Raw genomic sequence first — 26,623 nt, 5'->3', positions numbered from 1 at the left:
GAACGGAATGACCTCTACAGCCAAATGTTCCCCCTCACCCCAGCCCTCTCCCTCAAGGGAGAGGGGGTCCTCCGTGCAGGCATTATTGATGGGGATCCCTCTCCCACAGGGAGAGGGAATGATTAAGAGAGCCGGGGTGAGGGGAAAAACTTACTTCTGCGCCTCAAGCGCTTCCTTCACCCAGCCATCAAACTGCTGCTGGTGGGCTTTAATCCAGCCGTCAACGTGGCCCTTCACATCCGCCTCAGACGATTTGCCCGCGTGCATCATCGCATTCTGGGCGTTGATGTCCGCCAGCGGCAGCTTCATTACCGAGAACAGTTTGGCAGCGGCCGGGTTTTTCTCCGCCCAGGCTTTGTTGGCGACGATATGCATCGTATTCACCGGGAAGCCATAGTTCATGCCGTTCGGCAGTTTGGTGTCGATATCTTTCTGCTCGCCCGGCAGGGAGGAGAACGGTACCTGCAGCCACACCACATCTTTACCCGGCTTCAGCACGTCGCTCACCCAGTACGGGGTCCAGGTGTAATAAATCACCGGTTTACCCTCTTTAAAGCGGGCGATGGTGTCGGCCATCATCGCCGAGTAGTTGCCGTGGCTCACGTCGACGGTTTTCGCCAGACCGTACGCTTTGTTCTGGTGGTTAATCACCGCTTCACAACCCCAGCCCGGCGAGCAGCCCATCATATCGGCTTTGCCGTCGCCGTTAGTGTCGAACAGTTTGGCGATCTTCGGATCTTTTAGCTGCTCAATATTGGTGATGTGGTACTGGTCGGCGGTTTTCTTGTCGATCAGATAACCCTGCGCCGCACCGGTCACGAAGGTGCCTTCACGGTAGAACTTCTTATCACCGCCAGCCGCGGCGTACATATCGTCGTGCAGCGGCTGCCAGTTGACGGCAGTGAAGGTCGCATCACCGGAGGCAATCGAGGTGTAGCCGACGTTGTAATCCACTTCGCTCGGCGTATTGACCGTATAACCCAGCTTCTCCAGCGCGCGGCTGACGATAAGCGTCTGGAAGCTCTCTTCCGAAATGGTGCTCTGCACCGGCTGCACGGTAATGCCTTTACCCGGCAGGTCCGCGGCGAATGCGCTGGTGGAGACAAGGGTGGCAAACGCTGTGGCAAAAAGTACCTTATGTCGCATCGTTGTTCCTTATTTTCTGAATGGGCGGGTGAGTAACCCGACAGGGCCGGTGGTATACCAGCGACGGTTGCCGCGACTGCGTGAATCACGACCGACAGCCTGGGTCAGGCGGTCAAGGATAATGGCGAGGATCACAATGCCCACGCCGCCGACGGTCGCCAGCCCCATATCGAGGCGGCCAATACCGCGCAGTACCATTTGACCCAGCCCGCCAACGGCAATCATCGAGGCGATCACCACCATCGAGAGCGCCAGCATCAGCGTCTGGTTAACCCCCGCCATGATGGTAGGCATTGCCAGCGGGAGCTGAACTTTAAACAGCATCTGCCGCGGGCTGGCACCGAACGAACGGGAGGCCTCAATCAGATCCGCAGGCACCTGGTTAATCCCGAGTATTGTCAGACGAATGATCGGCGGCAGGGCGAAGATAATGGTCACCACCACGCCCGGCACGTTGCCGATACCGAACAGCATCACGATGGGCACCAGATAAACGAACGCTGGCGTGGTTTGCATCGCATCCAGCAGCGGACGAACGATCTTCGCCGCCCGTGGACTGCGCGCCAGCCAGATCCCCGTAGGCAATCCAATGACAATGCAGAAGAGCAGGGCGGTCAGCACCAGCGCCAGGGTGATCATCGCCTGCGACCACGCGCCAATGGCACCAATCGCAATCAACGAGATCAGCGTGGCGATCCCCATGCCTGCGCTACCAAACTGCCAGGCGATCAGCGAGAACAGCACAATCGCCACCGGCGCGGGCATGCCCAGCATCAGCTGCTGGAAGCCGTTGAGGATGTAATCCACCGGAACGCGGATCCCCTGGAAGACGGGACGGAAATGGGTAACCACCCAGTCGATCCCCTCCGTTACCCAGCTGTCCAGGGGGATCAGCGTTTTGTGGAACGGATCCATAATATTGAAATGTTCTGGTGCCGGTGCTGGCGCATTATTGAGCCAGTCTGCCGCGCCACCGCCATCGGCAGGTGCTGGCGTGGAACCCCACGCATCGGCAGATTGCGCAGCGCTGTCTGCTGCCTCTGTGGTGCCCCACGGGTTAGATTGATCAGCCATGGTTTGCCCCCTCGCGATCTAAAGCCTGCAGCAACATCCGTTTTGAGATGATGCCGACGTACTGTTGTTCTTCCCCAATAACCGGCACGGCACAGGGTGCCTGGCCGACGTGAGAGAGCAACTCGCTGAGCGGCGTTTCGGCATCCACGGCAAGCGGAGCGTCAATTAACGCCGCATCAATTCCCTGGTTTTCGCTGAGCGCGGTTTTGAGAGAATCGATGGAGACAACGCCGACAAATTTATTGCCGCGTTCAACCAGATAACCGTATTCACGGTCTTCGTCCTGCAGAAGCTTAAGGGCAGAGCGCGGACCGAAACCTGGCGTTTTACGGATAATGCCGTTCGGGGTACGACGGGCAATATCTTTGGCGCTAAACACCTGGCTAATATCCACGCCGCGGAAGAAGGTCCGCACATAATCATTTGCCGGATTATTCAGAATTTCATCCGGTGTACCGACCTGCACCACTTCGCCATTTTGCATAATGGCAATGCGGTCGCCAATACGCATGGCTTCATCGAGATCGTGAGAAATAAAGACAATGGTGCGCTGGTGTCTGGCCTGTAATTTTACCAGCTCATCCTGCATCTCGGTGCGAATTAAGGGATCAAGCGCCGAGAAGGCTTCATCCATTAATAAAATATCGGGATTAATGGCTAATGCGCGGGCTAAACCTACACGCTGACGCATGCCGCCGGAAAGCTCATCCGGATACGCATGGGCATAATTTTCCAGCCCCACCTGGCGCAATGCATCAAGCGCTTTTTCCTGACGTTCGCTGGCGGCAACGCCCGCTAATTCCATACCAAAGGCGGTATTATCCAGTACCGTCATATGCGGCATCAGGGCGAACGACTGGAAGACCATCGCAATCTTTTTTCTGCGCACCTCGCGGAGTTCGGCATCTGATATTTGGGCAATGTCTACACCATCAATCAGGACCTGCCCACGGGTGGGTTCAATCAGGCGATTGAGAAGGCGAACCATAGTGGATTTACCCGAACCGGATAACCCCATGATGACAAAAATCTCGCCTTCTTCAATGGCCAGACTGGCGTCTTTAACGCCAAGCGATAGCCCGGTTTTTTCCAGAATTTGCTCTTTCGAAAGGCCTTTTTCAATATATTTGAATGCGCGCTGCGGATGCTCGCCAAATATTTTATAAAGATTCTTCACTTCTAATTTAATTGCCATGCAATAGAGAGTGTCCTGTTATTTGTTTATGTCGATATGATTACCATGGTAAATTGTTAACGGGCATAACCCTAACATACTCAGATTCTGAGGCAACCCTGGGTTTGCTTATGGGTTGAATTTTGCAGTAAGCGAAACGGCTGAATTTCCCATGAGTAAAGGGCTGAGCGCGATCTGAATTTTTGTGAATTTTTTGCTGCGCCATCGGGGGAATTCGCCTGGAACGGAGTGATTCAGGCGAATATGTCGTGGAGATGACAGTGTAGCTGAAGGTGAAATATCCGGAAGGAAATTGGAATATTTATATTTAATTAATGAACGTTAAGGCGCTCATTAAAAATCCCAGTCCTCATCTTCTGTTTCCACCGCTTTACCCATCACATACGATGAGCCGGACCCGGAAAAGAAGTCGTGGTTTTCGTCAGCGTTGGGGGAGAGCGCCGCCAGAATTGCCGGGTTCACGTCGGCCATTTCCGGCGGGAACAACGCCTCGTAGCCGAGGTTCATCAGCGCCTTATTGGCGTTGTAACAGAGGAAGGCTTTTACCTCCTCTTCCCAGCCGGTTCCGGCGTAGAGCTCTTCGGTATAGCTCAGTTCGTTATCATAGAGATCCATCAGCAAATCAAGGGCAAATCCTTTTAGCTCCTCGCGTCTGGCATCACTGACTTTCTCCAGCCCTTTCTGGTACTTATAGCCGATGTAATACCCGTGCACCGCTTCATCCCGGATGATGAGGCGAATGAGATCGGCGGTGTTGGTGAGTTTGCCGCGGCTCGACCAGTACATCGGCAGCCAGAAGCCGGAGTAGAAGAGGAATGATTCCAGAAACACGCTGGCGATTTTCTTCTTCAGCGGCTCATCGGCCTGATAATAATCCAGCACCAGGTTGGCCTTGCGCTGCAGTGACTCGCTCTCTTCACTCCAGCTGTAGGCCGCATCCACATCTGTGGTCTGGCACAGCGTCGAGAAGATCGAACTGTAAGAGCGGGCGTGCACCGCTTCCATAAAGCTGATGTTCGACATCACCGCCTCTTCGTGCGGCGTCAGCGCATCGGCCATCAGCGCGGGGGCGCCAACGGTATTCTGGATGGTGTCCAGCAGCGTCAGACCGGTAAAGACGCGAATTGTCAGCTGCTGCTCGGCATGACTCAGGGTTTGCCAGGCCGGAATATCGTTAGAAAGCGGCACTTTTTCCGGCAGCCAGAAGTTGCTGGTCAGGCGGTTCCACACCTCCAGGTCCTTATCATCCTGAATGTGGTTCCAGTTAATCGCACTCACGCGTGACAGTTTCATCCTTTCTCCTTACAGCGCGCAGGACACGCAGCCTTCGATTTCGGTGCCTTCCAGCGCAAGCTGGCGCAGGCGAATGTAATAGAGCGTTTTAATGCCTTTCTTCCAGGCATAAATCTGTGCTTTGTTGATATCCCGCGTGGTGGCCGTGTCCGGGAAGAAGAGCGTCAGCGACAGGCCCTGATCCACGTGCCGGGTTGCCTCGGCGTAGGTATCGATGATTTTTTCCGGGCCAATTTCATACGCGTCCTGATACAGCGCCAGGTTTTCATTGGTCATAAACGGGGCGGGGTAGTAGACGCGCCCGGTTTTGCCCTCCTTGCGGATCTCAATTTTCGACACAATCGGGTGAATGCTCGACGTGGCGTGATTGATATAGGAGATAGAGCCGGTGGGCGGCACCGCCTGCAGGTTCTGGTTATAGATGCCGTGGCGCATCACATCGTCACGCAGCTGCTGCCACATTTCGCGCGTGGGCAGAACGATCCCGGCGCGGGCAAACAACGCGCGCACTTTCTCCGTTTTCGGCTGCCAGTCGCCCTCCAGGTACTGACTGAAATATTCCCCGCTGGCATAGCGCGACTGCTCAAAGCCCGCGAAGCGCTGGTTGCGCTCGCGCGCCAGCATCATTGAGGTGTGCAGCGCATGCCAGGTGATGGTGTAAAAATAGAGGTTGGTGAAATCCAGCCCTTCCGGGCTGCCGTAAGCGATGCCTTCCCGCGCCAGATAGCCGTGCAGGTTCATCTGCCCCAGGCCGATGGCGTGCGACGCGGCGTTGCCTGCCTCAATGGACGGCACGCTGCGGATATGACTCATGTCTGATACTGCCGTCAGGCCGCGAACTGCCGTGTCGACCGTACGGCCAAAATCGGGGGAATCCATGGTGTGGGCAATATTCAGCGACCCGAGGTTGCAGGAGATATCTTTGCCGATGTCGGCGTAGTCCAGATTCTCGTCATAAGTGGACGCGCTGTTGACCTGCAAAATCTCCGAACAGAGGTTGCTCATGTTGATGCGCCCGGCAATCGGGTTCGCACGGTTTACCGTGTCTTCATACATGATATACGGGTAGCCGGACTCAAACTGAATTTCGGCAAGCCGCTGGAAGAAATCGCGGGCGTTGATGTATTTTTTGCGAATGCGATCGTCGGCAACCAGCTCGTCGTAAAGCTCGCTTATCGCCACGTCGCCAAACGCTTTGCCGTAAATTCGCTCGATGTCATACGGCGAGAACAGCGCCATGTCGGCATTCTCTTTGGCGAGCTTAAAGGTGATATCCGGGATCACCACGCCGAGCGACAGGGTTTTGATACGGATTTTTTCGTCGGCGTTTTCGCGTTTGGTATCCAGAAAACGCAGAATGTCCGGGTGGTGGGCGTGCAGGTAGACCGCCCCGGCCCCCTGACGCGCGCCAAGCTGGTTGGCGTAGGAGAAGGCATCTTCCAGCATCTTCATCACCGGGATCACGCCGGATGACTGGTTCTCAATGCGCTTAATTGGCGCACCCGCTTCACGCAGGTTAGACAGTAAAAACGCCACGCCGCCGCCGCGTTTGGACAGCTGCAGCGCCGAATTCACCGCGCGGCCAATCGACTCCATATTGTCTTCTATACGCAGCAGGAAACAGGAGACCAGCTCGCCGCGCTGGGCCTTGCCGCAGTTAAGGAAGGTCGGGGTGGCCGGCTGGAAGCGTCCGGAGAGGATCTCTTCCATCAGCTGTTCAGCCAGGGCTTCATCGCCCTGGGCCAGGGTCAGCGCCACCATCACTACGCGATCCTCAAAGCTTTCAAGGTAGCGTTTGCCGTCAAAGGTTTTCAGGGTGTAGCTGTTGTAATACTTCCAGGCGCCCAGAAACGTCTGGAACCGAAAACCGCTGGCGTGGGCCCGCTCAAATAACCTGACCACAAAGGCGCGGTCGTAACGGGAGAGCACGCGTTCTTCGTAATACCCTTCGTTGACCAGGTAGTCGAGACGCTCATCCTGGCTGGCGAACGTCACGCTGTTTGGACGGACGTGGGCGGCAAAAAAGGCGTCCACGGCGTCATGATCTTTCCCAAACTGGATGCGCCCCTCGCGATCGTAGAGGTTAAGCATCGCGTTTAAGGCGTGGTAGTCCGGTGTCGCCTGCATTACGCGTTCTGCGGTTGTCGTTGCCAAAATTCGTTCACTCCTTTACGCACGTTCTCTACGTCCTGCTGTGTCCCCATCAGTTCAAAGCGATAGAGATACGGCACGCCGCATTTTTGAGAGATGACATCCCCGGCGCGACCAAAGGCGTCGCCGAAATTACGATTGCCCGCCGCAATCACGCCGCGAATAAGCGCGCGGTTATGGGGATCGTTGAGAAAGCGGATCACCTGACGCGGTACCGCACCTGCCGTACCGCCGCCGCCATAGCTGGGAACCACCAGAATGTAAGGGTCGTCTACCTGAATACGCTCCCGCTCGTTGAGCGGAATGCGCACCGCAGGCAGCCCGACGCGCTCAATAAAGCGGAGCGTGTTTTCCGAGCTGCTGGAGAAGTAGACCAGCCCACTCATGCCCTTGCGGCCTGCGCGGCGAGGCGGTTAATCATGTCCGGGCGAAAGCCAGACCAGCTGGTTTCCCCGGCCACCACCACTGGCAGCTGGCGAAATCCCTGGGCACGCAGAGTATCGGCAGCCTCGGGCACCAGATCGATATTCACCATCTCAAAGTCCACCCCGCGGCTTTCCATAGCGCGTTTGGTCGCGTGGCACTGAACACAATCGTTACGAGTGTAAATAATAATGCTCATGATTCGTATTTCCATTTAAAATGAGAGAACGGCGCGAAGCATCGCGTCAGGTTGTGTGTGTCTTGCTAAAGGGAATACTAGATGTAGTTGTGCTAAGTTTCAACCATACAAGATATGGGAAATTCAGATTGATGGCGCCCCAATGATGAGCACAGCGGGGCAGGGCAGGCTGCACGGGTTTTTCAGGCTTTCAGGCAAAGAAAAGCCCCGGCGCCAGAGGCAACCGGGGCTGATAACGCGTGCTTACTTACGCAGGCTAAGCAGGGCGCCAACAAAAATACCCACCGCCGCGACCGTACCCAGGGTACACAGCGGTTTTTCACGAACGAAGGTGGTGGCGCAACTTGCCATGTCGCAGGCAGCCTGGGTGGCACGAGAGCGGCCATGCATCCGGGCGCGTGTTTCACGCAGCAGAGACTGAGCCTTACGTTTTGCGGCCTCCGCATCGTCCTTCGCATCGGAGCCCCAGGATTTCAGCACCTCCTCCAGCGTGTCCGCTAATCTGCTGACATCATTACGAATATCCTGAGCGTCGTCGTTAATATCGTTTTGGTTCGGTCTGTTAAACATACGATCCTCCATAATTTTGTCTTCCGGTTTAGTTTAGTTCAGAAATTTAATATCTGAAGCGAGTCACGACTCATCAGGTCGTTTATGGAATATTCTGAAAGCCCTGCTAATGCTGAATACTGTAAGGTTGCCGGGCAGGAAAAGATAACGAGGAAAAGATATGTATTTACGACCGGATGAGGTGGCGCGCGTTCTTGAAAAAGCGGGATTCACCATGGATGAAGTGACGCCAAAAGCGTATGGCTATCGCCGTGGCGAGAATTATGTTTACGTGAATCGTGAAGCCAGAATGGGGCGTACCGCTCTTATTATTCACCCGACGCTGAAAGACAGAAGTCTGTCATTTGCTGAGCCTGCCTCGGATATTAAAACCTGCGATCACTACCAGCAATTTCCGCTCTATTTAGGCGGCGAGACGCACGAGCATTATGGTATTCCGCATGGTTTTAGCTCGCGTATGGCGCTGGAGCGGTTTCTGAAGGGACTGTTTGGCGACGCACAATAATACTGCGACTGGCATATGCCAGTCGCTTCATATCAGGCTTTTGCCTGGCTGTACTGGCTGACCCTGAACAGGCGACGACAGTAGTCGAGGAAATAGCCATACACCGCGCCCATCAACATCGAAATCACGATATTTGAGCTCACCGCTGCGGCAATCTGATGCCAGTCTGCCCCCACCGTCAACAGGATCGCCACATACACCGGCGACTGAAACGTCACATAGGCCAGCACATCTGCCAGGTTTTTCATCCAGCCAGACGGGCTGATGCGGCGGGCGAAGCGCATTACGGCATCACGGTATAAGCCGTAAGGCCAGGCGATAATAATGTTCACCGGGATCGCTACCAGACGCGAAGAAAGTGACTGCTCGAAGGTCATTCCGGAGAGGAATATTTCAATCAGCATGTTCACGACGGAACAGTAGACAACCATCGCGAAAGTATCCGCTACCGCGTGGCGCAGGCGAGATTGCGGTGAGAACATGGCTGAGCTCCTTGAGACGCACAAAAGTAATGATCTTAGTGATTTGGGTTGGTTTGGTTGACGTGTATAGCGTATCCTTCTGGCTTTAAACTAACAACTAGCGTTAAATTTTTATTTACTCGCGTTTTTTCCACAAAATCCTCTAAAGATGATGGTTTTTTGCTCGCTTCGTTATTTTCTTTCTCGTCCTGTTTTTTGATGCGCAAAATCAACAAGTTGCTTGCGATGCGTGGGCGGCGACCGTGCGACACGCAGCGCGCAGCGTACCCTCCTGCGATTTGCCTTAAAACCGACCGTTTATGTTGTTATGAATGTTTATTAAAAGCAGCGCGACAACGCGATATCCGGATAATATAAGCGGTGTCTTTAAAAATATTTACAATAATGACAAAAAGCGTCGATGGGTGGATATTATGTTTGAAATGAATTATTCTTCGCTTTGATTTTACGACTCACCACAAAAAAGGTTTTCAAATAATATGTCTTTGACGTTACAGAATCTTAATAATATCCGAACTCTGCGCGCCATGGCGCGTGAATTATCCCTGGACGTTCTTGAGGAAATGCTGGAAAAAGTCAGGGTCGTTGCTGAAGAGAAACGTAGTGAGCAGGCGGAATTAGAGCAACAGCGCGCTGAGCAGCAGGAAAAAATTAATGCTCTGCTGGAACGGATGAAAGCCGATGGTATTTCACCGTCCGATCTGCTGGGTGTAGAGCTGGCGCATGCGGGTAAATCGGCGAAAAAACGTAAGCCGCGTGAAGCAAAATATCGCTTTATTGACCAGAACGGTGAAGAGAAAACGTGGACCGGTCAGGGCCGCACGCCGAAGCCTATTGCCAATGCGCTGGAAAACGGCAAATCACTGGATGATTTTCTGATCTAATGCGTGAGCCGGGCGGAAGACTCCGCCCGGTTGTCTGTTTAGCAGACGCCAAAATCACCGTCTTCGGTGTACAGCGCAACATCCGCTGCTTTCAGGGTATATTTCTCGCCCTGCTCATTGCTGGCCTGAACGGCCACAATGCTATCCCCATTCACTTCGAGCACTTTCAGTTTCGGGCCGCCCTGACGCGGTTGCACATAATCACCGACAGAAAACATAGAACCTCCTCATCGTTTTAGCGATCTTCACTGTAGCCCACGTCACACGCCGGGTACAGCAGGGTTCATCGATTACTGCTTATGAGGTATGTCTGTTCCACGGCATCACCTTGAGCAGTCTTGCCATGCCGCAAAATCCGGTCAGGCCAGCAAACAGAAGCCCGGCCCCGACAAAACCGCTCAGCAGGAAGAAGCCGCTGGAGAGCGTATAGCCCAGCACCACGCCGCACAGAATCAGCAGCCCGGCAGCAATCTGCACCTGACGCATCAGCGGCAGCGGCTGGGATTTATCTTCTACGGTCGGCAGTCCGGCCTGTTTCCAGCCCTGAATACCGCCCTCGACCACCAAGGCCTGAGCAGGCGACGCCGCCAGGGCAAGACGTGCGGCGTTGTTCGATGTTCTGGCCCCGGACTGGCAGTGAAAAATCACCGTTTCACCTGCCCCAGCGTTCAGTGCGCCGGGTAAGGTGTCCAGTGGCACGGACTGTGCGACGGGAATATGCTCGCGGGCATATTCGTCAGGATCGCGAATATCAATCAGCTTTGCGCCGTCATCAATAAGCGCGTTTGCCTGCTGTGGCGTAATCAGAGGAAGAGACATGGTGTTTCCTTACGATCGTGTTTTATGTAGTAGAGCATTTAAAGAAGGATTTAAGCCAGTGTAAAGAGGGTAAAGGCAGGTAAAAGCGCGCCAGCCGAATGGCAGTTACCCGTAAACTGGCTACGCTTAGAGATGTCTCTTTTATAATTTTCAATTGGTTAGCTTGCACGGAGTCTTTATGGGTTTTTGGCGTGTTGTTTTTACGATTATTCTCCCGCCGCTGGGCGTACTGCTTGGCAAGGGACTGGGCTGGGCGTTTATCCTGAATATCCTTCTGACCATACTGGGCTACTTCCCTGGACTTATCCACGCGTTTTGGGTTCAGACGAGAAACTAGGTACGCCACAGTAAGTCGCTGTAGATCCCGGTCAGTACGCCCTGCGGGCCGAACTGCTGTTTGATCCATCGCGTGACCTGGCCGGTCGCCGCATGCTGCGTGGCAAGCAGCATGCGCGAATCCTGACGCGGGTTATTAATGCGTCGTGTCACCAGCAGCCCGTCCGCTACGGCCTCCCGGGTCATGTATTCCGGTAAAAAACCGATCCCTTCCCCCAGAATCTGACACTGGCATTTGGTGTTAAAATCCGGCACCAGAATCGCCTCCTGCCCGTGCAGCAGCCAGCCGACCTTCTTATTAATGGTGTGCGCGGTGTCCTCCACCATGATGTTCGGGTAGAGGCGCAGCTGGCTTTCCGCGATCGGTTCCGGGACAAACGCCAGCGGGTGTTCCGGCGCGATGGCGAATACCCAGCGGATAGCGCCAATCTCCGTGTAATCAATGCCGCCGCCGTCAAGAAGCGTATCCGGCGCGCCAATCGCGATATTGGCCTGGTTATTGATGATTGAGTCCCAGACGCCGTTATAGACCTCCGTGGTGACGGTGATCTGGCAGGTGGGAAACTGCTTTTTCAGCACCTGCAGCAGCCGCGCGGTATGACGTGGGGTATACAAAAGCTGATTGATGCAGATGCGTACCCGCGCCTCGATGCCCTGAGAGATGGTGTCTATCCCACGCCTGATGGCATAGAAATCGTTCAGCAGATCGGTAGCCTTGCGGTAAAAGTAAAAGCCGGACTCGGTCAGCTCAATGCTGCGGGTGTTACGCACAAACAGCACCACGTCCAGCCCGGTCTCCATACGTTTGATGGTGTAACTGATGGCCGACGTGGTCACACCCAGCTCGGCGGCGGCTTTGCTGAAACTGCCAAAACGCGCCGCCGTGGTGAAGGCCAGCAGATTCTCTTCAGTAAAGATGGAATTCATATTACGGCTCCGGGTTACCATCAGTTTTGAACATATTTTAACAGCGGCGCAACAACGCATTTGACGGCGGTCACAGTTCTGATGTTTAGCTACAGGCCTTGTTATGCAAGGCTTCTTTGGTCATAAGCAAAATGCCGTGAATGGCCTGAAAAAACGCTTACCCATAAGAAAAAGGTTGCACAGACGCACGTTTTGGCTGAACCGTTGAATTTAACTCAACAATGAATTGACTGTCGATGAATGATTTTTAAGCGGATTCTTTTCTGAAAGGGCTGTTGCTATTCTCAGGTCATCAGCAACACACCATCGGGAGTCTGTATGTCTGCGAACGAACTTGTGACGGAATTTTTACTGGCGGCAGAGCAGGGTAATGTCGACGCGCTAAAAGCCTGCCTTGAGAAAGGTGTCGATATTAACGCCACCAACCGTCAGAAAAGAACCGCCATTGTTATTGCCAGCCTGAAAAAACATTACCCCTGTGTCGCGTTATTAATTGACGCCGGTGCGGATATAGATAAACAGGACCAGACCTGTTTTAACCCCTTCCTGATCAGCTGCCTGACCAATGATTTAACCCTGCTGCGGCTTGTTCTGCCCGCCAACCCGGATCTGGACCGTCTGACGCGCTTCGGCGGAGTGGGGATTACGCCCGCCAGTGAGAAAGGACATGTGGAGATTGTCCGCGAGCTGCTGGAAAAAACCGATATCAACGTTAATCACACCAATTTTGTCGGCTGGACGCCGCTGCTGGAAGCCATTGTCCTGAATGACGGCGGCCCGAAACAGCAGGCGATCGTGAAGCTGCTGCTGGACCACGGTGCGAATCCGCATATGACCGATAAATACGGTAAAACCCCGCTCGAACTGGCGCGGGAAAAAGGCTACCACGCGATAGCTGATCTGCTGCTGGCGGCGGGCGCGTAATTTATTCGGCCAGCCTGTTTCCGGCTGGCCCCCATTTCAAACGTATTTTTCCGACGTGCATTTTGCACGACGGCGGCCCCCTTTTATCCGCATTCAGGAGAAAATAATGCCCACAAAAATCGTGATTAAAAAGAACACGTATTTTGACTCCGTCTCATTAATGTCCGTTTCCACCAAAGCCAATAAATTGCCAGGCGTTGAGCAGGCGTTTGTGGCGATGGCGACGGAAATGAACAAAGGCGTATTAAAAAACCTCGGGCTGTTAACGCCGGAATTAGAGGATGCGAAAAACGGCGATCTGATGATCGTCATTAAAGGCGACGCGGCCAATGATGAAACCCTGGCGGCGATTGAAGCGTTATTCACCCGAAAAGAGAGCGCGGGCACCCATGAAGCACGCTACGCGACTCTGGCCAGCGCGAAAGCCCACCGTCCCGACAGTAACCTGGCGGTGATTTCAGTAAACGGCATGTTTGCGGCACGCGAAGCGCGCAAGGCGCTTGAAAACGATCTCAACGTGATGCTCTTTTCCGATAACGTATCCCTCGACGATGAGCTGGCGCTCAAGCAGCTGGCGCACCAGAAAGGGCTGCTGATGATGGGGCCAGACTGCGGCACTGCCATCATCAACGGCGCAGGACTGTGCTTCGCCAACGCCGTACGCCGCGGGTCGATAGGCATTGTCGGGGCGTCCGGCACCGGTAGCCAGGAGCTGAGCGTGCGCATTCATGAATTTGGCGGCGGGGTATCGCAGCTGATTGGCACCGGCGGGCGCGATCTCAGTGAAAAAATCGGTGGTCTGATGATGCTCGACGCCATCGACATGCTGGAGGCCGACGATGCCACCCAGGTCATCGCGCTGATCTCCAAACCGCCAGCGCCAGCGGTGGCAGAAAAGGTGCTGGCGCGTGCCCGGGCCTGTCGCAAACCCGTCATCGCCTGTTTCCTTGGTCGCAACGAACCGCCCGCCGATGAAGACGGTCTGCAGTTCGCCCGCGGCACCAAAGAGGCGGCCCTGAAGGCCGTGCTGCTCACCGGTATCAACAAAGCGTCCCTTGACCTGCATCCGCTCAACTGGCCCCTGATTGAAGAGGTGCGCGCCCGTCTCACTCCGCAGCAGAAATACATTCGCGGTCTGTTCTGTGGCGGCACCCTGTGTGATGAAGCGATGTTCGCCGCGCTTGAGAAGTACGACGACGTCTACAGCAACATTCAGCCCGATCCGGCGAAACGCCTGCGCGACATTAACGTCAGCCAGGCTCACACCTTCCTCGATTTTGGGGATGACGATTTCACCAACGGCAAACCGCACCCGATGATCGACCCGACCAACCGCATCAGCCGCCTGCTGCAGGAGGCGCGCGATCCGGAAGTGGGCGTAATTGTGATGGACTTCGTGCTGGGCTTTGGCGCGCATGAGGATCCGGTCGGCGTGATGCTCGATGCCATTAAAGAGGCGCAGGCGATTGCGAAAGCCGATAACCGTCCGCTGGAGATCCTCGGCTATGTGTTGGGCACCGACCAGGATCCCCAGTCGCTGGCGCAGCAGTGTCAGCTTTTGACCGATGCCGGCGTGATCTGGGCCAGCAGCAGTACTAACACCGGATTACTGGCACGCGAATTTGTCTGCAAAGGGGAGAACGCCTGATGACCACCTTATTCAACCAACCGCTGAACGTCATTAACGTCGGTATTGCGCTGTTCAGTGACGATCTTAAAAAACAGCACGTCCCCGTCACCCAGCTCGACTGGGCACCGCCGGGGCAGGGCAATATGCAGATCGTCGAAGCGCTCGACCAGCTGGCCGCGGAGCCGCTGGCAGAGAAGATCGCTGCCGCCAACAAGATTGCGCTGGAGCGCATCATTCAGTCCCACCCGGTGCTGGTGGGGTACGACCAGGCGATTAACGTTGTGCCGGGGATGACCCGTACCACCATTCTGCATGCCGGTCCTCCGGTGAGCTGGGAAAATATGTGTGGCGCGATGAAAGGCGCGGTCACCGGCGCGCTGGTGTTTGAAGGGCTGGCGAACGATCTGGAGGAGGCGGCAAGGCTGGCGGCTTCAGGCGACATCACCTTCTCGCCGTGCCACGAGCACGACTGCGTGGGCTCGATGGCGGGCGTCACCTCCGCGTCGATGTTTATGCATATCGTTGAGAACAAAACCTACGGCAACCGCGCCTACACCAACCTCAGCGAGCAGATGGCGAAAATCCTGCGCATGGGCGCCAACGACCAGAGCGTCATTGACCGTCTGAACTGGATGCGCGATGTGCTTGGCCCGATGCTGCGCGACGCCATGAAGATTATCGGCGAAATCGATCTGCGCCTGATGTTGGCTCAGGCGCTGCACATGGGTGACGAATGCCACAACCGCAACAACGCGGGCACCACGCTGCTGATCCAGGCGCTGACGCCGGGGCTGATCCAGGCGGGCTATCCGGTGGCGCAGCAGCGCGAGGTATTTGAGTTTGTCGCCAGCAGCGACTACTTCTCCGGCCCGACGTGGATGGCGATGTGTAAGGCCGCGCTGGACGCCGCCCACGGCATTGAGCACAGCACCGTGGTCACCACCATGGCGCGTAACGGCTACGAGTTTGGTCTGCGCGTCTCTGGCCTGCCAGGGCAGTGGTTCACCGGCCCGGCGCAGCAGGTGATTGGCCCGATGTTCGCGGGTTACAAGCCGGAAGACTCCGGGCTGGATATCGGCGATAGCGCCATCACGGAAACCTACGGTATCGGCGGCTTTGCGATGGCGACGGCCCCGGCGATTGTCGCTCTGGTGGGCGGTACGGTGGAAGAAGCCATCGATTTCTCCCGCCAGATGCGCGAAATCACCCTCGGTGAAAACCCGAACGTCACCATTCCGCTGCTGTCGTTTATGGGCATTCCAACCGCCATCGACATCACCCGAGTCGCAGGCAGCGGCATTCTGCCGGTTATCAATACCGCCATTGCCCACAAAGACGCCGGTATTGGCATGATTGGCGCGGGCATTGTGCACCCGCCGTTTAGCTGTTTTGAAAAGGCGCTGTTGACCTTCCGCGATCGCTACTTTTTATAAGGCAAGCATCCATGAAAAACATGAAACTGGAGTGGAAAAGAGGTGACTGGGCGGCATATTTCGGGTTGATGACCAACAACCTGACCAATTTGCTGACCATGATGGGGTTGCTCATTTTTGTCGTCGGCATCCCGAAGGAGATTGTTTATGGACGCATCGCGCCGGCCTTCGGGCTGGCGGTGCTGGTGGCGAGCGTCTGCTACGCGTGGTTTGGCCTGCAGATGGCGCGCGCCACCGGACGAACGGACGTCACCGCGCTGCCGTCTGGCCCGAGCGCGCCGTCGATTTTTACCGTTACTTTTCTGGTCCTGATGCCGGTCTACCAGCAAACCGGTGACGCGGATTTTGCCATTCAGATCGGTCTGGTGTGGTGCTTTGTCGAGGCGATGATTCTGGCGGGCGGCTCTTTCCTGGGGGAGACCATCCGCAAGATGATCCCGCGTACCGTGCTGCTCTCGTGTCTGTCGGGCCTGGGCCTGCTGTTGCTGGCGATGAACCCGATGCTGCAGGCGTTTGAAGCGCCCACCGTGTCGTTCATTGTGTTGCTGCTGATCTTCATTAACTGGTTCGGCAAAAAACCGATCTTCGCCAGGATCCCGACCGGTCTGCTGTTGTTGATTGCTGGCACGGTGTTAGCGTGGATCTCCGGCCTGCAAAGCCCGGAGGCAATCAAAGCCTCAATGTCCTCTTTCGGCTTTAACCCGCCCGAAGTCCATGTAGAAGGTTTCCTGCAGGGCTTGCCGCACGCGCTGCCGTACCTGGCGTCTGCCGTGCCGCTGGGGCTGGCGAACTACATCTTTGACCTGGAAAACATTGAAAGCGCCCACGCGGCGGGAGACGAGTACCCGACCCGCAAGGTAATGCTGGCGAACGGCCTGGCCTCCATGCTCGGCTGCCTGATGGGCAATCCGTTCCCGGTGACGGTCTATGTGGGTCATGCGGGCTGGAAAGCGATGGGCGCCAGCATCGGCTACACGCTGGCCTCCGGCGTGACGATGTTTATCGTGCCGCTGTTCGGGCTGGGGGCGTTTATGCTCGCCATCATTCCGATGACCGCCATCGTGCCGATCCTAGTGTTTATCGGCGTTGTCACCGCCAACCAGGTGGTGAGGGAAACGCCCAAAGTGGAGGTGCCCGTGATTTTCATCTGCCTGTTCCCGTGGATCGCCAACTGGGCGTTGACCATGATGAACAGCGTGATGGGTGCGGCGGGCACCAGCGCGGCGAAAATCGGCACCGACGTGCTGCACAGTAAAGGGATCTACTACGAGGGGCTGGTGCATCTGGGCAGCGGCGCACCGCTCGCCAGCATGCTGTGGGGCTGCATCGCCATCTTCGCCATTATCAACAAACCGCTGCGCGGCGCCGTTGCTGCCGCCGGTGGCGCACTGCTGGCGCTGTTTGGCGTGATCCACGCCCCGGTGGTGGGCTTTGCCGAAGGCAGTTCGCTGATGTTTGTGACGGCGTATCTGATGATGGGCGGCATGTTTGTGGTGAAGCATGTGCTGGATATCTCTGTTAATCCCCCTCTCCCTGTGGGAGAAGGGCCGGGGTGAGGGCACCAGAACGCACCTTCTAAAGGAAACAAAATGAAAGAGCTTATGGTCGTCGCCATTGGCGGCAACAGCATTATCAAAGATAACGCCAGCCAGTCGGTTGAACATCAGGCGCAGGCGGTAAAGGCGGTGGCAGAGTCGGTGCTGGAGATACTGGCATCCGACTACGATATTGTGCTCACGCACGGCAACGGCCCCCAGGTCGGGCTGGATCTGCGCCGCGCCGAAATCGCCCACGAACGGGAGGGACTGCCGCTCACGCCGCTGGCCAACTGCGTGGCGGATACGCAGGGCGGTATCGGCTACCTGATCCAGCAGGCGCTTAACAACCGCCTGTCTGCGCGCGGTGAGCAAAAAGCGGTCACCGTTGTCACTCAGGTGGAGGTGGATAAAAACGATCCGGGCTTTAGCCACCCGATCAAGCCTATCGGCGCGTTCTTCAGCGAAGCGCAGCGCGATGAACTGCAGCAGGCGCATCCGGACTGGCACTTTGTTGAGGATTCTGGCCGGGGCTATCGTCGCGTGGTGGCCTCGCCGCAGCCGTTACGCATTGTTGAAGCCGATGCCATCAAGACCCTGACGCAAAAAGGCTTTGTGGTAATTGGCGCGGGCGGCGGCGGTATTCCGGTGGTGCGCACTGAGCAGGGCGATTACCAGAGCGTTGACGCGGTAATTGATAAAGATCTCTCCACCGCGCTGCTGGCGCGCGAGATCCGCGCCGACGTACTGGTGATCACCACCGGGGTCGAAAAAGTGTGCATCCACTTTGGCAAGCCGAATCAGCAGGCGCTGGACACGGTGAGCGTGGCGCAGATGACGCGTTACAAAGACGAGGGCCATTTCCCGGCGGGCAGCATGCTGCCCAAAATCGTCGCCTCGCTGGAATTTTTACGCCATGGCGGCAAGCGCGTGATCATCACCTCGCCAGACTGCCTGCCCGCCGCACTGCGCGGGGAAACCGGTACCCATATTGTTAATGAAGGAAGATAAGATGAGTGAAAATAAAAGCCGCCGTGAATTTATCAGCCAGAGCGGCAAAATGGTCACCGCCTGTGCGCTGTTTGGCGCGACCGGTTCCGTCGCGTATGCTGCCGATTCCGCAAAACCAACCTGCGAGACGGGCAAACCGATGAACATCACCGCTAAACACTACTACCTGGACAACGTGCTGCTGGAGGCCGGATTTAACGTCGACGGCGGCGTGGCGACGAGCACCCGCACCGAGCTGAAAACGCTGGAGATCAAAGACGGGAAAATTGTCGCCCTGCGCGATAACAAAAGTCACGCGGACGCCACCCTGCCGCACTATGACGCAGGCGGCAAGCTGATGCTCCCGGCGATGCGCGATATGCACATTCACCTGGATAAAACCTTCTACGGCGGCCCGTGGCGTTCGCTCAACCGCCCGGCGGGTACAACCATTCAGGATATGATCCGCCTTGAGCAGAAGCTGCTCCCCGAACTCCAGCCTTATACCCAGGAGCGCGCCGAAAAGCTGATCGATTTGATCCAGTCGAAAGGCTCCACCCTCGCCCGCAGCCACTGCAATATTGAGCCAGTCTCGGGCCTGAAGAATCTCGAGAACCTGCAGGCGGTACTGGCGCGTCGCAAGCCCGGATTTGACTGCGAGATCGTAGCGTTTCCACAGCATGGCCTGCTGCTGTCGAATTCCGAAAAGCTGATGCGCGAGGCGATGCAGGCCGGGGCGCACTACGTGGGCGGGCTGGACCCAACCAACGTTGACGGGGCGATGGAGAAATCTCTCGACACCATGTTCCAGATTGCGCTGGATTACGACAAAGGGGTGGATATTCACCTGCACGAAACCAGCCCGGCGGGCGTGGCGGCGGTGAACTACATGGTCGAAACCGTGGAGAAAACCCCGCAACTGAAGGGCAAACTGACCATCAGCCACGCCTTTGCGCTGGCCACGCTCAACGAGCAGCAGGTGGACGAGATTGCCACCCGCATGGCGGCGCAGCAGGTGACTATCGCCTCCACCGTGCCGATTGGCACCCTGCATATGCCGCTGAAGCAGCTGCGCGATAAAGGCGTGTTTGTCATGACCGGCACCGACAGCGTGATCGACCACTGGTCACCGTACGGCCTGGGGGACATGCTGGAAAAAGCGAATCTCTACGCCCAGCTCTATATCCGCCCTAATGAGCAGACGCTGTCCCGCGCTTTAGGTATTGCGACCGGTGACGTGCTGCCGCTGAACGACAAAGGTGAACGCGTCTGGCCGAAAGCGCAGGACGATGCCAGCTTTGTGCTGGTGGACGCCTCCTGTTCCGCCGAGGCGGTGGCGCGCATTTCACCGCGCACCGCGACCTTCCATAAGGGGAACCTTGTCTGGGGCACGGTGGGTTAATGTGCATTTCTCCCTCTCCCTGTGGGAGAGGGTTGGGGTGAGGGCAACAGGCCGCAGATTTTGTAGGTCGGGTAAGGCGAAGCCGCCACCCGACGTTACAGATGATAACCCGACAGCCGCAGCTCCCGGTCAATCCACTCAACGAACTGCTGGATCTTCCACGCGCGTTCATGCATATGCGGCATTACCAGATGATGCGCGTTAATAGCGATCCCCATCTCATCCGGCAGTACCTGCACCAGTGAGCCATCTTTCAGGTGGTCTGTCGCCATCATTTTGCTCTCAAGGATAAATCCCAGCCCCATACGTGCCGCTTCAAAGCTCATATAGGAGCGGTCAAAGCTGAGGCTGAAGTTGAGCCAGGGCCTGTCGATATTGTGCCAGGCGAACCATTTTTCCCAGTTAACCAGAGTGCTGGTGGACGAGATGAGTGACTGTTGCAGCAGATCGGTGGGTGTGCTGATGGGGTGTTTTTGCGCATACTCCGGCGAGGCCAGCACCACCAGCGTGTCGTTTTTAATGGTCATCACCCGGTAAGCATCCCAGTCCGGGATACCGTGGCGGATATCAATATCAATATTATCTCTGGCGAATTGCAGATTCTCATAGGAGCAGGTGAGATTGATGGTGATATCGGGATATTCGGCGCGAAACTTACCCAGGCGGCGCAACAGCCATGACAACCCGAAGGTGGGCGAGGAGTGCACCCGAAGCACGGCGTTATCTTTCTCTTTGACGATCTGATCGGTGGCGCGTCCGATGGCGCTCATCGCCGCCGAGACCTCCCGCAGATATTTTTCGCCCGTTGGGGTGAGCTGAACCCCTTTGCCGCTGCGGATGAATAATTTCTTGCCCATCCACGACTCCAGCGACGCGATCTGATGGCTGACCGCGGAGGGGGTGACGTTGAGCTGTTCGGCCGCCTGATGGATGCTCAATGCGTTAGCGACGGCGATGAATGCCTGCAAATTTCTGAGCGAGGGCAGTGATAACGTCTGGCGATCCTGCGCGGACATAGCCTACTCCTGTCATGTTTATTGATAAAAAACATAACATTGAGACGACATGCGGGCAATTTAATCCCGATGTTATTTTTTTGAGCTGTATCGCGAATCAAATTTATCTCAGCAATAAATGAGGTTTATTGAATGGTGTTTCATTCATGAGCCGATATATTGACCTTGAACGTAAAAATAAAACGACTCACGTTGTTCGAATAATGAGGTAAGTTATGTCTCGTATAGAACATGCTGTCCCCTACATAAACACTAAAAAAACCAATTACCGTTTCGTTGTGCTGGCATTAATTTTTATTGTGTATGCCATTAACTATGCTGACCGAACAAATATTGGTGCAGTACTGCCCTTTATCATTGATGAGTTTCATATTAATAATTTCGAAGCCGGTGCCATCGCCAGTATGTTCTTTTTGGGATACGCATTGAGCCAAATTCCAGCGGGCTTTTTTATCGCCAAAAAGGGTATTCGCGGCATGGTGGCGCTGTCGATATTCGGCTTCTCGGCGTTTACCTGGCTGATGGGCACGGCGACCTCAGTTCTGGGTTTGAAGTTTATTCGTCTGGGGCTGGGGTTAACGGAGGGGCCGTGCCCCGTCGGGCTGGCCTCCACCATCAATAACTGGTTTCCACCAAAGGAGAAGGCCACCGCCACCGGCGTCTACATCGCGGCCACCATGTTCGCGCCGATCCTCGTGCCGCCGCTGGCGGTGTGGATCGCCATGACCTGGGGCTGGCGTTGGGTCTTCTTCTCCTTCGCGATCCCCGGTCTGGTCATTGCCGTTCTGTGGTATCTGCTGGTGCGCACCAGACCATCAGAGAGCGCATTCGTCTCTAAAGCCGAACTGGAGACCATTACTGTGGGTCAGGAGACGCCGGACGCCAGACGGGAAAACATCGTGATTTCACCGGGCTTTGCGCGCCTTGACCGCCTGATTCGCGTGCGGGACTTAGCCCCGGTGAGCACGGTAAAAGGGCTGTTTACCTCGAAGAATATCCTCGGCGATTGTCTGGCCTATTTCATGATGGTCAGCGTGCTGTATGGCCTGTTGACGTGGATCCCGCTCTATCTGGTGAAAGAGAAAGGCTTTACGTTTATGAGCATGGGGCTGGTCGCCAGTATGCCGTGCATCGGCGGATTTATCGGGGCGATTTTTGGCGGTTACGTATCCGACAAACTGCTCGGCCGTCGGCGTAAACCGACCATGATGTTTACCGCCATCAGCACCGTGTTAATGATGGTCATCATGCTGAATATTCCGCAAAGCACCGTTGCGGTTTGCGTGGGGCTGTTTTTTGTCGGCCTCTGTCTGAATATCGGCTGGCCTGCTTTTACGGCTTACGGTATGGCCGTTGCGGACAGTAAAACGTATCCCATTGCTGCGTCAATTATCAATAGCGGCGGAAATCTCGGCGGATTTGTTTCCCCGATGCTGGCAGGTTTTCTGCTGGATAAAACAGGAAGTTTTAATTCTGTCTTTATTTATTTCGGTATTTGTGCAGCGATTGGCCTGTTTGTGATTATGTTGCTGGATGAACCGAAATAAAAAATAAATTCCTTTTACCATAGTGGAGTAAATATATGCTACTGAAAGATAAAGTCGCCGTTATTACCGGCGCGGCTTCTGTACGCGGTTTGGGTTTTGCCACGGCTAAATTATATGCCGGGCAGGGTGCGAAGGTAGTGATTATCGATTTAGATGCTGAGGCCAGTCGGGCAGCGGCGGCGAATCTGGGTGAAGAGCATCTGGGCCTTGCGGCGAACGTCAGCAATGAATTACAGGTCAACGCCGCCATTGAGCAGGTGCTGGGAAAATACGGGCGCATCGATATTCTGGTGAATAACGCCGGTATTACTCAGCCGATTAAGCTGATGGATATTAAACGCGAGAATTACGACGCGGTGCTGGACGTCAGCCTGCGCGGCACGCTGTTGATGTCCCAGGCGGTGATCCCCACCATGCGCGCGCAGAAGTCGGGCAGCATTGTCTGCATTTCATCGGTATCAGCACAGCGCGGTGGCGGTATTTTTGGCGGCCCCCACTACAGCGCGGCTAAAGCAGGTGTGCTGGGCCTGGCGAAAGCGATGGCCCGCGAGCTGGGGCCGGATAACGTACGCGTAAACTGCATTACACCCGGCCTTATCCAGACGGACATCACCGCAGGCAAGCTCAGCGATGAGATGAAAACCGCCATCCTGGCGGGCATTCCGCTTAACCGCCTCGGCGACGCGCAGGATATTGCCCGCGCCGCGCTGTTCCTTGGCAGCGACCTTTCGTCTTACTCCACCGGTATCACGCTCGACGTGAACGGCGGCATGCTGATCCATTAAGGAGACTCGACGATGACGGATACCACAGTTCAACAGGTTGCCGCGGCGGCATGGCGTATTCGCCGCTATGCGCTGCGCATGGGTGAAGTGCAGGGGCAGGGCTACATCGGGCAGGCGCTGGGCTATGCCGACGTACTGGCCACCGCGTTTACCCACGGTATGAACCTCAAGCCGGACGAGCCGGAGTGGGAAGGCCGTGACCGTTTTCTGCTTTCCCACGGTCATTACGCCATTGCCTGTTATGCCGCTCTGATTGAAGCCGGGATCATTCCTGAAGAGGAGCTGGAGACCTACGGCTCGGACGACAGCCGCCTGCCAATGTCCGGTATGGCAACTTACACGCCGGGCATGGAGATCTCCGGTGGTTCGCTGGGACAGGGGTTAAGTATTGGGGTCGGCATGGCGCTTGGGCTGAAGCACAAGCAGAGCGCGGCATGGGTCGTTAACTCCATGTCGGACGGTGAGCTTGACGAAGGATCAACCTGGGAAGCGGCTATGTCTGCAGCGCACCATGGCCTGTCGAACCTGATCGTGCTGGTGGACATTAACCGCCAGCAGGCAGACGGCAATTCGCACAAGATCCTTGGCTTTGAGCCGCTGGAAGATAAATGGACCTCGTTCGGCTGGTATGTGCAGCGCGTAAATGGCAACGATGTCCCTGCGCTGGTGGCGGCGTTTGATAACGCCAGACGCTATCCGGAAAACCAGCCACGCGTCATTTTGTGCGACACGCTGATGGGCAAAGGTGTGCCTTTCCTCGAACAACGTGACAAGAACCATTTTATTCGCGTGGATGCTGACGAGTGGCAAAAGGCACTCGCCGTGCTGGATGCCAACAAACCTGAAGGAGTGCTGTAATGAGCCAGATAACGGAGAAAAAACCGCGTTTAACCACGTCGGCCATGATTGCCTCTATTGCGGAAGACGGCCAGGAGACGCGCTCTGCACCGTTCGGCCATGCGCTGGTGAAGCTGGCGGAACAGCGCCCGGAAGTTGTCGGTATGACGGCGGATTTGTCGAAATATACCGATCTGCATATCTTTGCCCAGGCGTATCCGGAACGTTTCTTCCAGATGGGAATGGCGGAGCAACTCTTAATGGGCGCGGCCGGGGGAATGGCAAAAGAGGGGTTTATTCCCTTCGCCACGACATATGCGGTCTTTGCCACCCGTCGTGCCTACGATTTTATTCATCAGGTTATCGCCGAAGAGCATCTCAACGTGAAGATATGCGCTGCACTGCCGGGGTTAACCACGGGCTACGGTCCGAGCCACCAGGCGACGGAAGATATTGCGATTATGCGCGGTATTCCGGGGATGACCATCATCGATCCCTGCGACGCGATAGACACCGAACAGGCTGTACCGGCGATCGCGGCGCACAATGGGCCGGTGTATATGCGACTGCTGCGCGGCAAGGTGCCGGTGGTGCTGGACCAGTACAATTACCAGTTTACGCTGGGCAAAGCCGTGCTGCTGGAAGAGGGGAGCGACGTCCTGATCATCGCCTCAGGGCTAATGACCATGCGCGCGCTGGAGGCAGCAAAGCAGCTGCGTAAGGATAACGTCAGCGTGGCGGTACTGCACTCGCCCACCATTAAACCGCTGGATGAGGAGACCATTCTGGCGCAGGCCGCGAAACCGGGACGGCTGGTTATTGTGGCGGAAAACCACAGCAGCGTTGGCGGGCTGTGTGAGGCCGTCGCGTCGCTGTTAATGCGCAACAGCGTGAACGTGGATTTTGATACCGTCGCACTGCCGGACGCGTTCCTTGATGCGGGGGCGCTGCCAACCCTGCACGACCGCTACGGGATCTCAACCACCGCTATGGTGGAGAAAATCCGACGCAGGCTCTGATCGTGACGGGGCGAGCGTTCCTCGCCCCTTTCCTGCTTCAGTAACCCACCTTATACACCCGCCCGGTCTGCACCCCTTCCACGCTGCGGCGATAGGCTTGCGCCACGGTGGCGGCCGGCACGCTTTCAAAGCCCGGGAAGAAGCCGTCGTACGTTTCGACCGATTCGGTGAGGACCGTCGGGCTTATCAGGTTGATGCGGATCCCGCGCGGCAGCTCGCAGGCGGCAGCGCGAACAAACCCTTCCAGCGCGGCATTCACCGTGGTGGCATTGACGCCCTGCGCGATGGGCTCGTGCGCCACAATCCCGCTAATCAGGGTAATGGAGCCGCCATCGTTCAGGTAGTGCTGGCCGGTCAGCGCCAGACGCACCTGTCCGAGCAGTTTATCCTGTAACCCCTGATTGAAATCGCTGTCTTTCATAGTGGCGAGGGGGCCAAAGTACAACCCGCCGCTGGCGGAGACAATCGCATCCACACGACCGACCTTCTCAAACAGCGCCTGCACGCTCGCCTGTGACGTAATATCCACCTGCTCATCGCCCTGCGTGCGGCCCACGCGGATCACTTCGTGGCGGCGACTGAGCGCCTCCGTTACTGCACGACCGACCGTACCGCTGGCACCAATAATGATGATTTTCATAGCCGACTCCTCATGTTGTGAGCCTTCATTCTTTAATAAATTAAAAGTCGGATAAACTGGGCTAAAGTTAGAAGATTGCTAACCAGAGGTTTGTAATATGGATAAGCTTCGCGGCATGGAAACCTTTATCGCCGTAGTGGAAAGCGGCAGTTTTACCGGGGCGGCCTCCCGGCTGGATATGTCGTCGGTGATGGTGGGGAAGTACATTGCGCTGCTGGAATCCGAGCTTGGCACCCGTCTGCTGGAGCGCAATACGCGACGTCAAAGCCTGACCGACGCCGGGCGGGTCTATTATGACGAGGCGAAGCGGGTGCTGGAGCAGGTGGCCATTGCCGAAAGCGCGGTGGAACGTCTGCGTGCCGCACCGGCGGGCACCCTGCGCGTGACGGCACCTACGTCGTTTGGCGGCTGCGTTATCGCGCCGCTGACCGCCACCTTTCTGCAGCGCTACCCGGCAGTGCGTATCGAATTGGATCTCACTAACCGGATGGTGGATCTGGTGGAAGAGGGGGTCGATCTGGCCATTCGCATTGGTGATATTCGCAATGACGATCTGGTGGCGAAATACCTGTGCCCTTACAACATGGTGATCTGCGCGTCGCCGGATTATCTGGCGCGCCACGGTACGCCGCAAACGCCTGCCGATCTGGTGGACCATCTCTGCCTTTCCCACACGGTATGGACCGCGCGTAACGAATGGCGGTTGCCGGGTGTGGAGGGCGAGGTGCGCTGGAAGCGCGATGCCATTTTACGATGCAACGACGGCTACGGCTTACGCATGGCGGCGCGCGCCGGGGCGGGGGGGGTTTTTCCGCCCGGGGGGGGGGGGGGGGGGGGGGGGGGGAGCGGGGGGGGGGGGTG

Annotated in this window: 28 protein-coding genes; 14 read left to right on the top strand and 14 right to left on the bottom strand. The window is 56.3% G+C overall.

Features of this window, described 5'->3' with window-relative positions:
* Positions 1 to 150: 150 nt before the first annotated feature.
* From proX to AK59_RS0120905, 8 genes are all read right to left on the bottom strand, one after another.
* A complete protein-coding gene (gene proX / locus AK59_RS0120940; RefSeq protein WP_013098425.1) occupies positions 151 to 1,146 on the bottom strand; it encodes a glycine betaine/L-proline ABC transporter substrate-binding protein ProX in 996 nt (331 codons plus the stop codon).
* Positions 1,147 to 1,155: 9 nt separating this feature from the next.
* Positions 1,156 to 2,220, bottom strand: a complete 1,065-nt coding sequence (gene proW / locus AK59_RS0120935; protein ID WP_013098424.1) for a glycine betaine/L-proline ABC transporter permease ProW — start codon at positions 2,218 to 2,220, stop codon at positions 1,156 to 1,158.
* The gene (gene proV, locus AK59_RS0120930) at positions 2,213 to 3,415 is read right to left on the bottom strand and encodes a glycine betaine/L-proline ABC transporter ATP-binding protein ProV (protein ID WP_013098423.1); all 1,203 of its coding nucleotides are present in this window, start codon (positions 3,413 to 3,415) and stop codon (positions 2,213 to 2,215) included. The genes proW and proV overlap by 8 nt, the downstream gene beginning before the upstream one ends.
* Before the next feature lie 333 nt (positions 3,416 to 3,748).
* A complete protein-coding gene (nrdF, locus tag AK59_RS0120925) occupies positions 3,749 to 4,708 on the bottom strand; it encodes a class 1b ribonucleoside-diphosphate reductase subunit beta (RefSeq protein WP_029883719.1) in 960 nt (319 codons plus the stop codon).
* 9 nt (positions 4,709 to 4,717) lie between these two features.
* Positions 4,718 to 6,862 (bottom strand): class 1b ribonucleoside-diphosphate reductase subunit alpha, encoded by a 2,145-nt coding sequence (gene nrdE, locus AK59_RS0120920; protein ID WP_029883718.1) that lies wholly within the window; start codon positions 6,860 to 6,862, stop codon positions 4,718 to 4,720.
* Entirely contained in the window at positions 6,835 to 7,245 is a 411-nt protein-coding gene (gene nrdI / locus AK59_RS0120915) for a class Ib ribonucleoside-diphosphate reductase assembly flavoprotein NrdI (RefSeq protein WP_029883717.1), read from the bottom strand. Before nrdI ends, nrdE begins: the two co-directional genes overlap by 28 nt.
* Complete coding sequence (gene nrdH / locus AK59_RS0120910; protein WP_013098419.1) at positions 7,242 to 7,481, bottom strand: glutaredoxin-like protein NrdH; 240 nt, start codon at positions 7,479 to 7,481, stop codon at positions 7,242 to 7,244. Before nrdH ends, nrdI begins: the two co-directional genes overlap by 4 nt.
* 243 nt (positions 7,482 to 7,724) lie before the next feature.
* The gene (locus tag AK59_RS0120905) at positions 7,725 to 8,051 is read right to left on the bottom strand and encodes a DUF883 domain-containing protein (protein WP_029883716.1); all 327 of its coding nucleotides are present in this window, start codon (positions 8,049 to 8,051) and stop codon (positions 7,725 to 7,727) included.
* 160 nt (positions 8,052 to 8,211) lie between these two features.
* On the opposite strand from AK59_RS0120905, the gene AK59_RS0120900 reads away from it, so the two are divergent.
* Complete coding sequence (locus tag AK59_RS0120900; RefSeq protein WP_013098417.1) at positions 8,212 to 8,556, top strand: DUF2002 family protein; 345 nt, start codon at positions 8,212 to 8,214, stop codon at positions 8,554 to 8,556.
* A gap of 32 nt (positions 8,557 to 8,588) precedes the next feature.
* Here the strand turns inward: AK59_RS0120900 and alaE are convergent, their stop codons facing one another.
* Positions 8,589 to 9,038 carry an L-alanine exporter AlaE gene (alaE, locus tag AK59_RS0120895; RefSeq protein ID WP_013098416.1) on the bottom strand — a complete coding sequence of 150 codons (450 nt, stop codon included), beginning with the start codon at positions 9,036 to 9,038 and terminating at the stop codon, positions 8,589 to 8,591.
* Positions 9,039 to 9,517: 479 nt separating this feature from the next.
* Here alaE and stpA point away from each other — a divergent pair, with 479 nt between their 5' ends.
* The gene (gene stpA, locus AK59_RS0120890; RefSeq protein ID WP_013098413.1) at positions 9,518 to 9,922 is read left to right on the top strand and encodes a DNA-binding protein StpA; all 405 of its coding nucleotides are present in this window, start codon (positions 9,518 to 9,520) and stop codon (positions 9,920 to 9,922) included.
* Positions 9,923 to 9,960: 38 nt separating this feature from the next.
* Here the strand turns inward: stpA and AK59_RS0120885 are convergent, their stop codons facing one another.
* Positions 9,961 to 10,140, bottom strand: a complete 180-nt coding sequence (locus AK59_RS0120885; protein WP_023621597.1) for a hypothetical protein — start codon at positions 10,138 to 10,140, stop codon at positions 9,961 to 9,963.
* 79 nt (positions 10,141 to 10,219) lie between these two features.
* The gene (locus tag AK59_RS0120880) at positions 10,220 to 10,741 is read right to left on the bottom strand and encodes a rhodanese family protein (protein ID WP_029883715.1); all 522 of its coding nucleotides are present in this window, start codon (positions 10,739 to 10,741) and stop codon (positions 10,220 to 10,222) included.
* Between the two features lie 178 nt (positions 10,742 to 10,919).
* Between AK59_RS0120880 and AK59_RS01000000123925 the strand changes: the two genes are divergently transcribed.
* Entirely contained in the window at positions 10,920 to 11,078 is a 159-nt protein-coding gene (locus AK59_RS01000000123925; RefSeq protein ID WP_013098410.1) for a YqaE/Pmp3 family membrane protein, read from the top strand.
* On the opposite strand, the gene AK59_RS0120870 is transcribed toward AK59_RS01000000123925, so the two are convergent.
* Entirely contained in the window at positions 11,075 to 12,004 is a 930-nt protein-coding gene (locus tag AK59_RS0120870) for a LysR substrate-binding domain-containing protein (protein ID WP_013098409.1), read from the bottom strand. The genes AK59_RS01000000123925 and AK59_RS0120870 overlap by 4 nt on opposite strands.
* 318 nt (positions 12,005 to 12,322) lie before the next feature.
* Here AK59_RS0120870 and AK59_RS0120865 point away from each other — a divergent pair, with 318 nt between their 5' ends.
* The 6 genes from AK59_RS0120865 to AK59_RS0120840 all read left to right on the top strand — a co-directional run bounded on the left by AK59_RS0120865 (position 12,323) and on the right by AK59_RS0120840 (position 19,918).
* A complete protein-coding gene (locus tag AK59_RS0120865) occupies positions 12,323 to 12,928 on the top strand; it encodes an ankyrin repeat domain-containing protein (protein ID WP_014832999.1) in 606 nt (201 codons plus the stop codon).
* A 106-nt stretch (positions 12,929 to 13,034) separates the two neighbouring features.
* Complete coding sequence (fdrA, locus tag AK59_RS0120860; RefSeq protein ID WP_029883714.1) at positions 13,035 to 14,576, top strand: acyl-CoA synthetase FdrA; 1,542 nt, start codon at positions 13,035 to 13,037, stop codon at positions 14,574 to 14,576.
* The gene (locus AK59_RS0120855; RefSeq protein ID WP_029883713.1) at positions 14,576 to 15,991 is read left to right on the top strand and encodes a DUF1116 domain-containing protein; all 1,416 of its coding nucleotides are present in this window, start codon (positions 14,576 to 14,578) and stop codon (positions 15,989 to 15,991) included. The genes fdrA and AK59_RS0120855 overlap by 1 nt, the downstream gene beginning before the upstream one ends.
* An 11-nt stretch (positions 15,992 to 16,002) precedes the next feature.
* A complete protein-coding gene (locus tag AK59_RS0120850) occupies positions 16,003 to 17,547 on the top strand; it encodes a hypothetical protein (protein WP_050491996.1) in 1,545 nt (514 codons plus the stop codon).
* Between the two features lie 33 nt (positions 17,548 to 17,580).
* Entirely contained in the window at positions 17,581 to 18,537 is a 957-nt protein-coding gene (locus AK59_RS0120845) for a carbamate kinase family protein (RefSeq protein ID WP_029883711.1), read from the top strand.
* A 1-nt stretch (position 18,538) separates the two neighbouring features.
* On the top strand, positions 18,539 to 19,918 hold the full coding sequence (locus AK59_RS0120840) for an amidohydrolase family protein (RefSeq protein WP_013098403.1): 1,380 nt from the start codon (positions 18,539 to 18,541) through the stop codon (positions 19,916 to 19,918).
* A 95-nt stretch (positions 19,919 to 20,013) separates the two neighbouring features.
* Here AK59_RS0120840 and AK59_RS0120835 read toward each other — a convergent pair whose 3' ends face one another.
* Entirely contained in the window at positions 20,014 to 20,934 is a 921-nt protein-coding gene (locus AK59_RS0120835; protein WP_013098402.1) for a LysR substrate-binding domain-containing protein, read from the bottom strand.
* Between the two features lie 215 nt (positions 20,935 to 21,149).
* On the opposite strand from AK59_RS0120835, the gene AK59_RS0120830 reads away from it, so the two are divergent.
* From AK59_RS0120830 to AK59_RS0120815, 4 genes are read left to right on the top strand one after another with little or no spacing between them, the layout of a single operon-like run.
* Entirely contained in the window at positions 21,150 to 22,481 is a 1,332-nt protein-coding gene (locus AK59_RS0120830) for an MFS transporter (RefSeq protein ID WP_029883710.1), read from the top strand.
* Between the two features lie 35 nt (positions 22,482 to 22,516).
* Positions 22,517 to 23,266, top strand: a complete 750-nt coding sequence (locus AK59_RS0120825) for an SDR family NAD(P)-dependent oxidoreductase (protein ID WP_023620857.1) — start codon at positions 22,517 to 22,519, stop codon at positions 23,264 to 23,266.
* 12 nt (positions 23,267 to 23,278) lie between these two features.
* Entirely contained in the window at positions 23,279 to 24,124 is an 846-nt protein-coding gene (locus tag AK59_RS0120820; RefSeq protein ID WP_013098399.1) for a transketolase, read from the top strand.
* Complete coding sequence (locus AK59_RS0120815; protein ID WP_442854880.1) at positions 24,124 to 25,122, top strand: transketolase family protein; 999 nt, start codon at positions 24,124 to 24,126, stop codon at positions 25,120 to 25,122. The genes AK59_RS0120820 and AK59_RS0120815 overlap by 1 nt, the downstream gene beginning before the upstream one ends.
* Before the next feature lie 37 nt (positions 25,123 to 25,159).
* Here the strand turns inward: AK59_RS0120815 and AK59_RS0120810 are convergent, their stop codons facing one another.
* The gene (locus AK59_RS0120810; RefSeq protein WP_013098397.1) at positions 25,160 to 25,762 is read right to left on the bottom strand and encodes a short chain dehydrogenase; all 603 of its coding nucleotides are present in this window, start codon (positions 25,760 to 25,762) and stop codon (positions 25,160 to 25,162) included.
* A 97-nt stretch (positions 25,763 to 25,859) separates the two neighbouring features.
* Between AK59_RS0120810 and AK59_RS0120805 the strand changes: the two genes are divergently transcribed.
* Positions 25,860 to 26,623: LysR family transcriptional regulator (locus tag AK59_RS0120805; protein ID WP_050491997.1), on the top strand; the 764-nt coding region annotated here is incomplete at its 3' end.

It is taken from the genome of Enterobacter sp. T1-1 (genome assembly GCF_000710795.1).
In the GTDB taxonomy this organism is placed as follows: Bacteria; Pseudomonadota; Gammaproteobacteria; order Enterobacterales; family Enterobacteriaceae; genus Enterobacter; species Enterobacter cloacae.
The sequence above is the reverse complement of the archived record's forward strand: the minus strand, read 5'-3'. Positions and strand labels throughout refer to the sequence as shown.

What these genes read in the sequence shown, in the direction of transcription:
- proW (WP_013098424.1), bottom strand. Translation starts at nt 2,220, where the DNA reads ATGGCTGATCAATCTAACCCGTGGGGCACCACAGAGGCAGCAGACAGC.
- AK59_RS0120865 (WP_014832999.1), top strand. Translation starts at nt 12,323, where the DNA reads ATGTCTGCGAACGAACTTGTGACGGAATTTTTACTGGCGGCAGAGCAG.
- proV (WP_013098423.1), bottom strand. Translation starts at nt 3,415, where the DNA reads ATGGCAATTAAATTAGAAGTGAAGAATCTTTATAAAATATTTGGCGAG.
- proX (WP_013098425.1), bottom strand. Translation starts at nt 1,146, where the DNA reads ATGCGACATAAGGTACTTTTTGCCACAGCGTTTGCCACCCTTGTCTCC.
- AK59_RS0120900 (WP_013098417.1), top strand. Translation starts at nt 8,212, where the DNA reads ATGTATTTACGACCGGATGAGGTGGCGCGCGTTCTTGAAAAAGCGGGA.
- stpA (WP_013098413.1), top strand. Translation starts at nt 9,518, where the DNA reads ATGTCTTTGACGTTACAGAATCTTAATAATATCCGAACTCTGCGCGCC.
- nrdH (WP_013098419.1), bottom strand. Translation starts at nt 7,481, where the DNA reads ATGAGCATTATTATTTACACTCGTAACGATTGTGTTCAGTGCCACGCG.
- AK59_RS0120810 (WP_013098397.1), bottom strand. Translation starts at nt 25,762, where the DNA reads ATGAAAATCATCATTATTGGTGCCAGCGGTACGGTCGGTCGTGCAGTA.
- AK59_RS0120830 (WP_029883710.1), top strand. Translation starts at nt 21,150, where the DNA reads ATGTCTCGTATAGAACATGCTGTCCCCTACATAAACACTAAAAAAACC.
- AK59_RS01000000123925 (WP_013098410.1), top strand. Translation starts at nt 10,920, where the DNA reads ATGGGTTTTTGGCGTGTTGTTTTTACGATTATTCTCCCGCCGCTGGGC.
- nrdF (WP_029883719.1), bottom strand. Translation starts at nt 4,708, where the DNA reads ATGAAACTGTCACGCGTGAGTGCGATTAACTGGAACCACATTCAGGAT.
- AK59_RS0120880 (WP_029883715.1), bottom strand. Translation starts at nt 10,741, where the DNA reads ATGTCTCTTCCTCTGATTACGCCACAGCAGGCAAACGCGCTTATTGAT.
- AK59_RS0120825 (WP_023620857.1), top strand. Translation starts at nt 22,517, where the DNA reads ATGCTACTGAAAGATAAAGTCGCCGTTATTACCGGCGCGGCTTCTGTA.
- AK59_RS0120885 (WP_023621597.1), bottom strand. Translation starts at nt 10,140, where the DNA reads ATGTTTTCTGTCGGTGATTATGTGCAACCGCGTCAGGGCGGCCCGAAA.
- AK59_RS0120845 (WP_029883711.1), top strand. Translation starts at nt 17,581, where the DNA reads ATGAAAGAGCTTATGGTCGTCGCCATTGGCGGCAACAGCATTATCAAA.
- nrdI (WP_029883717.1), bottom strand. Translation starts at nt 7,245, where the DNA reads ATGAGTGGGCTGGTCTACTTCTCCAGCAGCTCGGAAAACACGCTCCGC.
- AK59_RS0120905 (WP_029883716.1), bottom strand. Translation starts at nt 8,051, where the DNA reads ATGTTTAACAGACCGAACCAAAACGATATTAACGACGACGCTCAGGAT.
- AK59_RS0120855 (WP_029883713.1), top strand. Translation starts at nt 14,576, where the DNA reads ATGACCACCTTATTCAACCAACCGCTGAACGTCATTAACGTCGGTATT.
- AK59_RS0120840 (WP_013098403.1), top strand. Translation starts at nt 18,539, where the DNA reads ATGAGTGAAAATAAAAGCCGCCGTGAATTTATCAGCCAGAGCGGCAAA.
- AK59_RS0120815 (WP_442854880.1), top strand. Translation starts at nt 24,124, where the DNA reads ATGAGCCAGATAACGGAGAAAAAACCGCGTTTAACCACGTCGGCCATG.
- AK59_RS0120835 (WP_013098402.1), bottom strand. Translation starts at nt 20,934, where the DNA reads ATGTCCGCGCAGGATCGCCAGACGTTATCACTGCCCTCGCTCAGAAAT.
- AK59_RS0120820 (WP_013098399.1), top strand. Translation starts at nt 23,279, where the DNA reads ATGACGGATACCACAGTTCAACAGGTTGCCGCGGCGGCATGGCGTATT.
- AK59_RS0120870 (WP_013098409.1), bottom strand. Translation starts at nt 12,004, where the DNA reads ATGAATTCCATCTTTACTGAAGAGAATCTGCTGGCCTTCACCACGGCG.
- alaE (WP_013098416.1), bottom strand. Translation starts at nt 9,038, where the DNA reads ATGTTCTCACCGCAATCTCGCCTGCGCCACGCGGTAGCGGATACTTTC.
- AK59_RS0120850 (WP_050491996.1), top strand. Translation starts at nt 16,003, where the DNA reads ATGAAAAACATGAAACTGGAGTGGAAAAGAGGTGACTGGGCGGCATAT.
- fdrA (WP_029883714.1), top strand. Translation starts at nt 13,035, where the DNA reads ATGCCCACAAAAATCGTGATTAAAAAGAACACGTATTTTGACTCCGTC.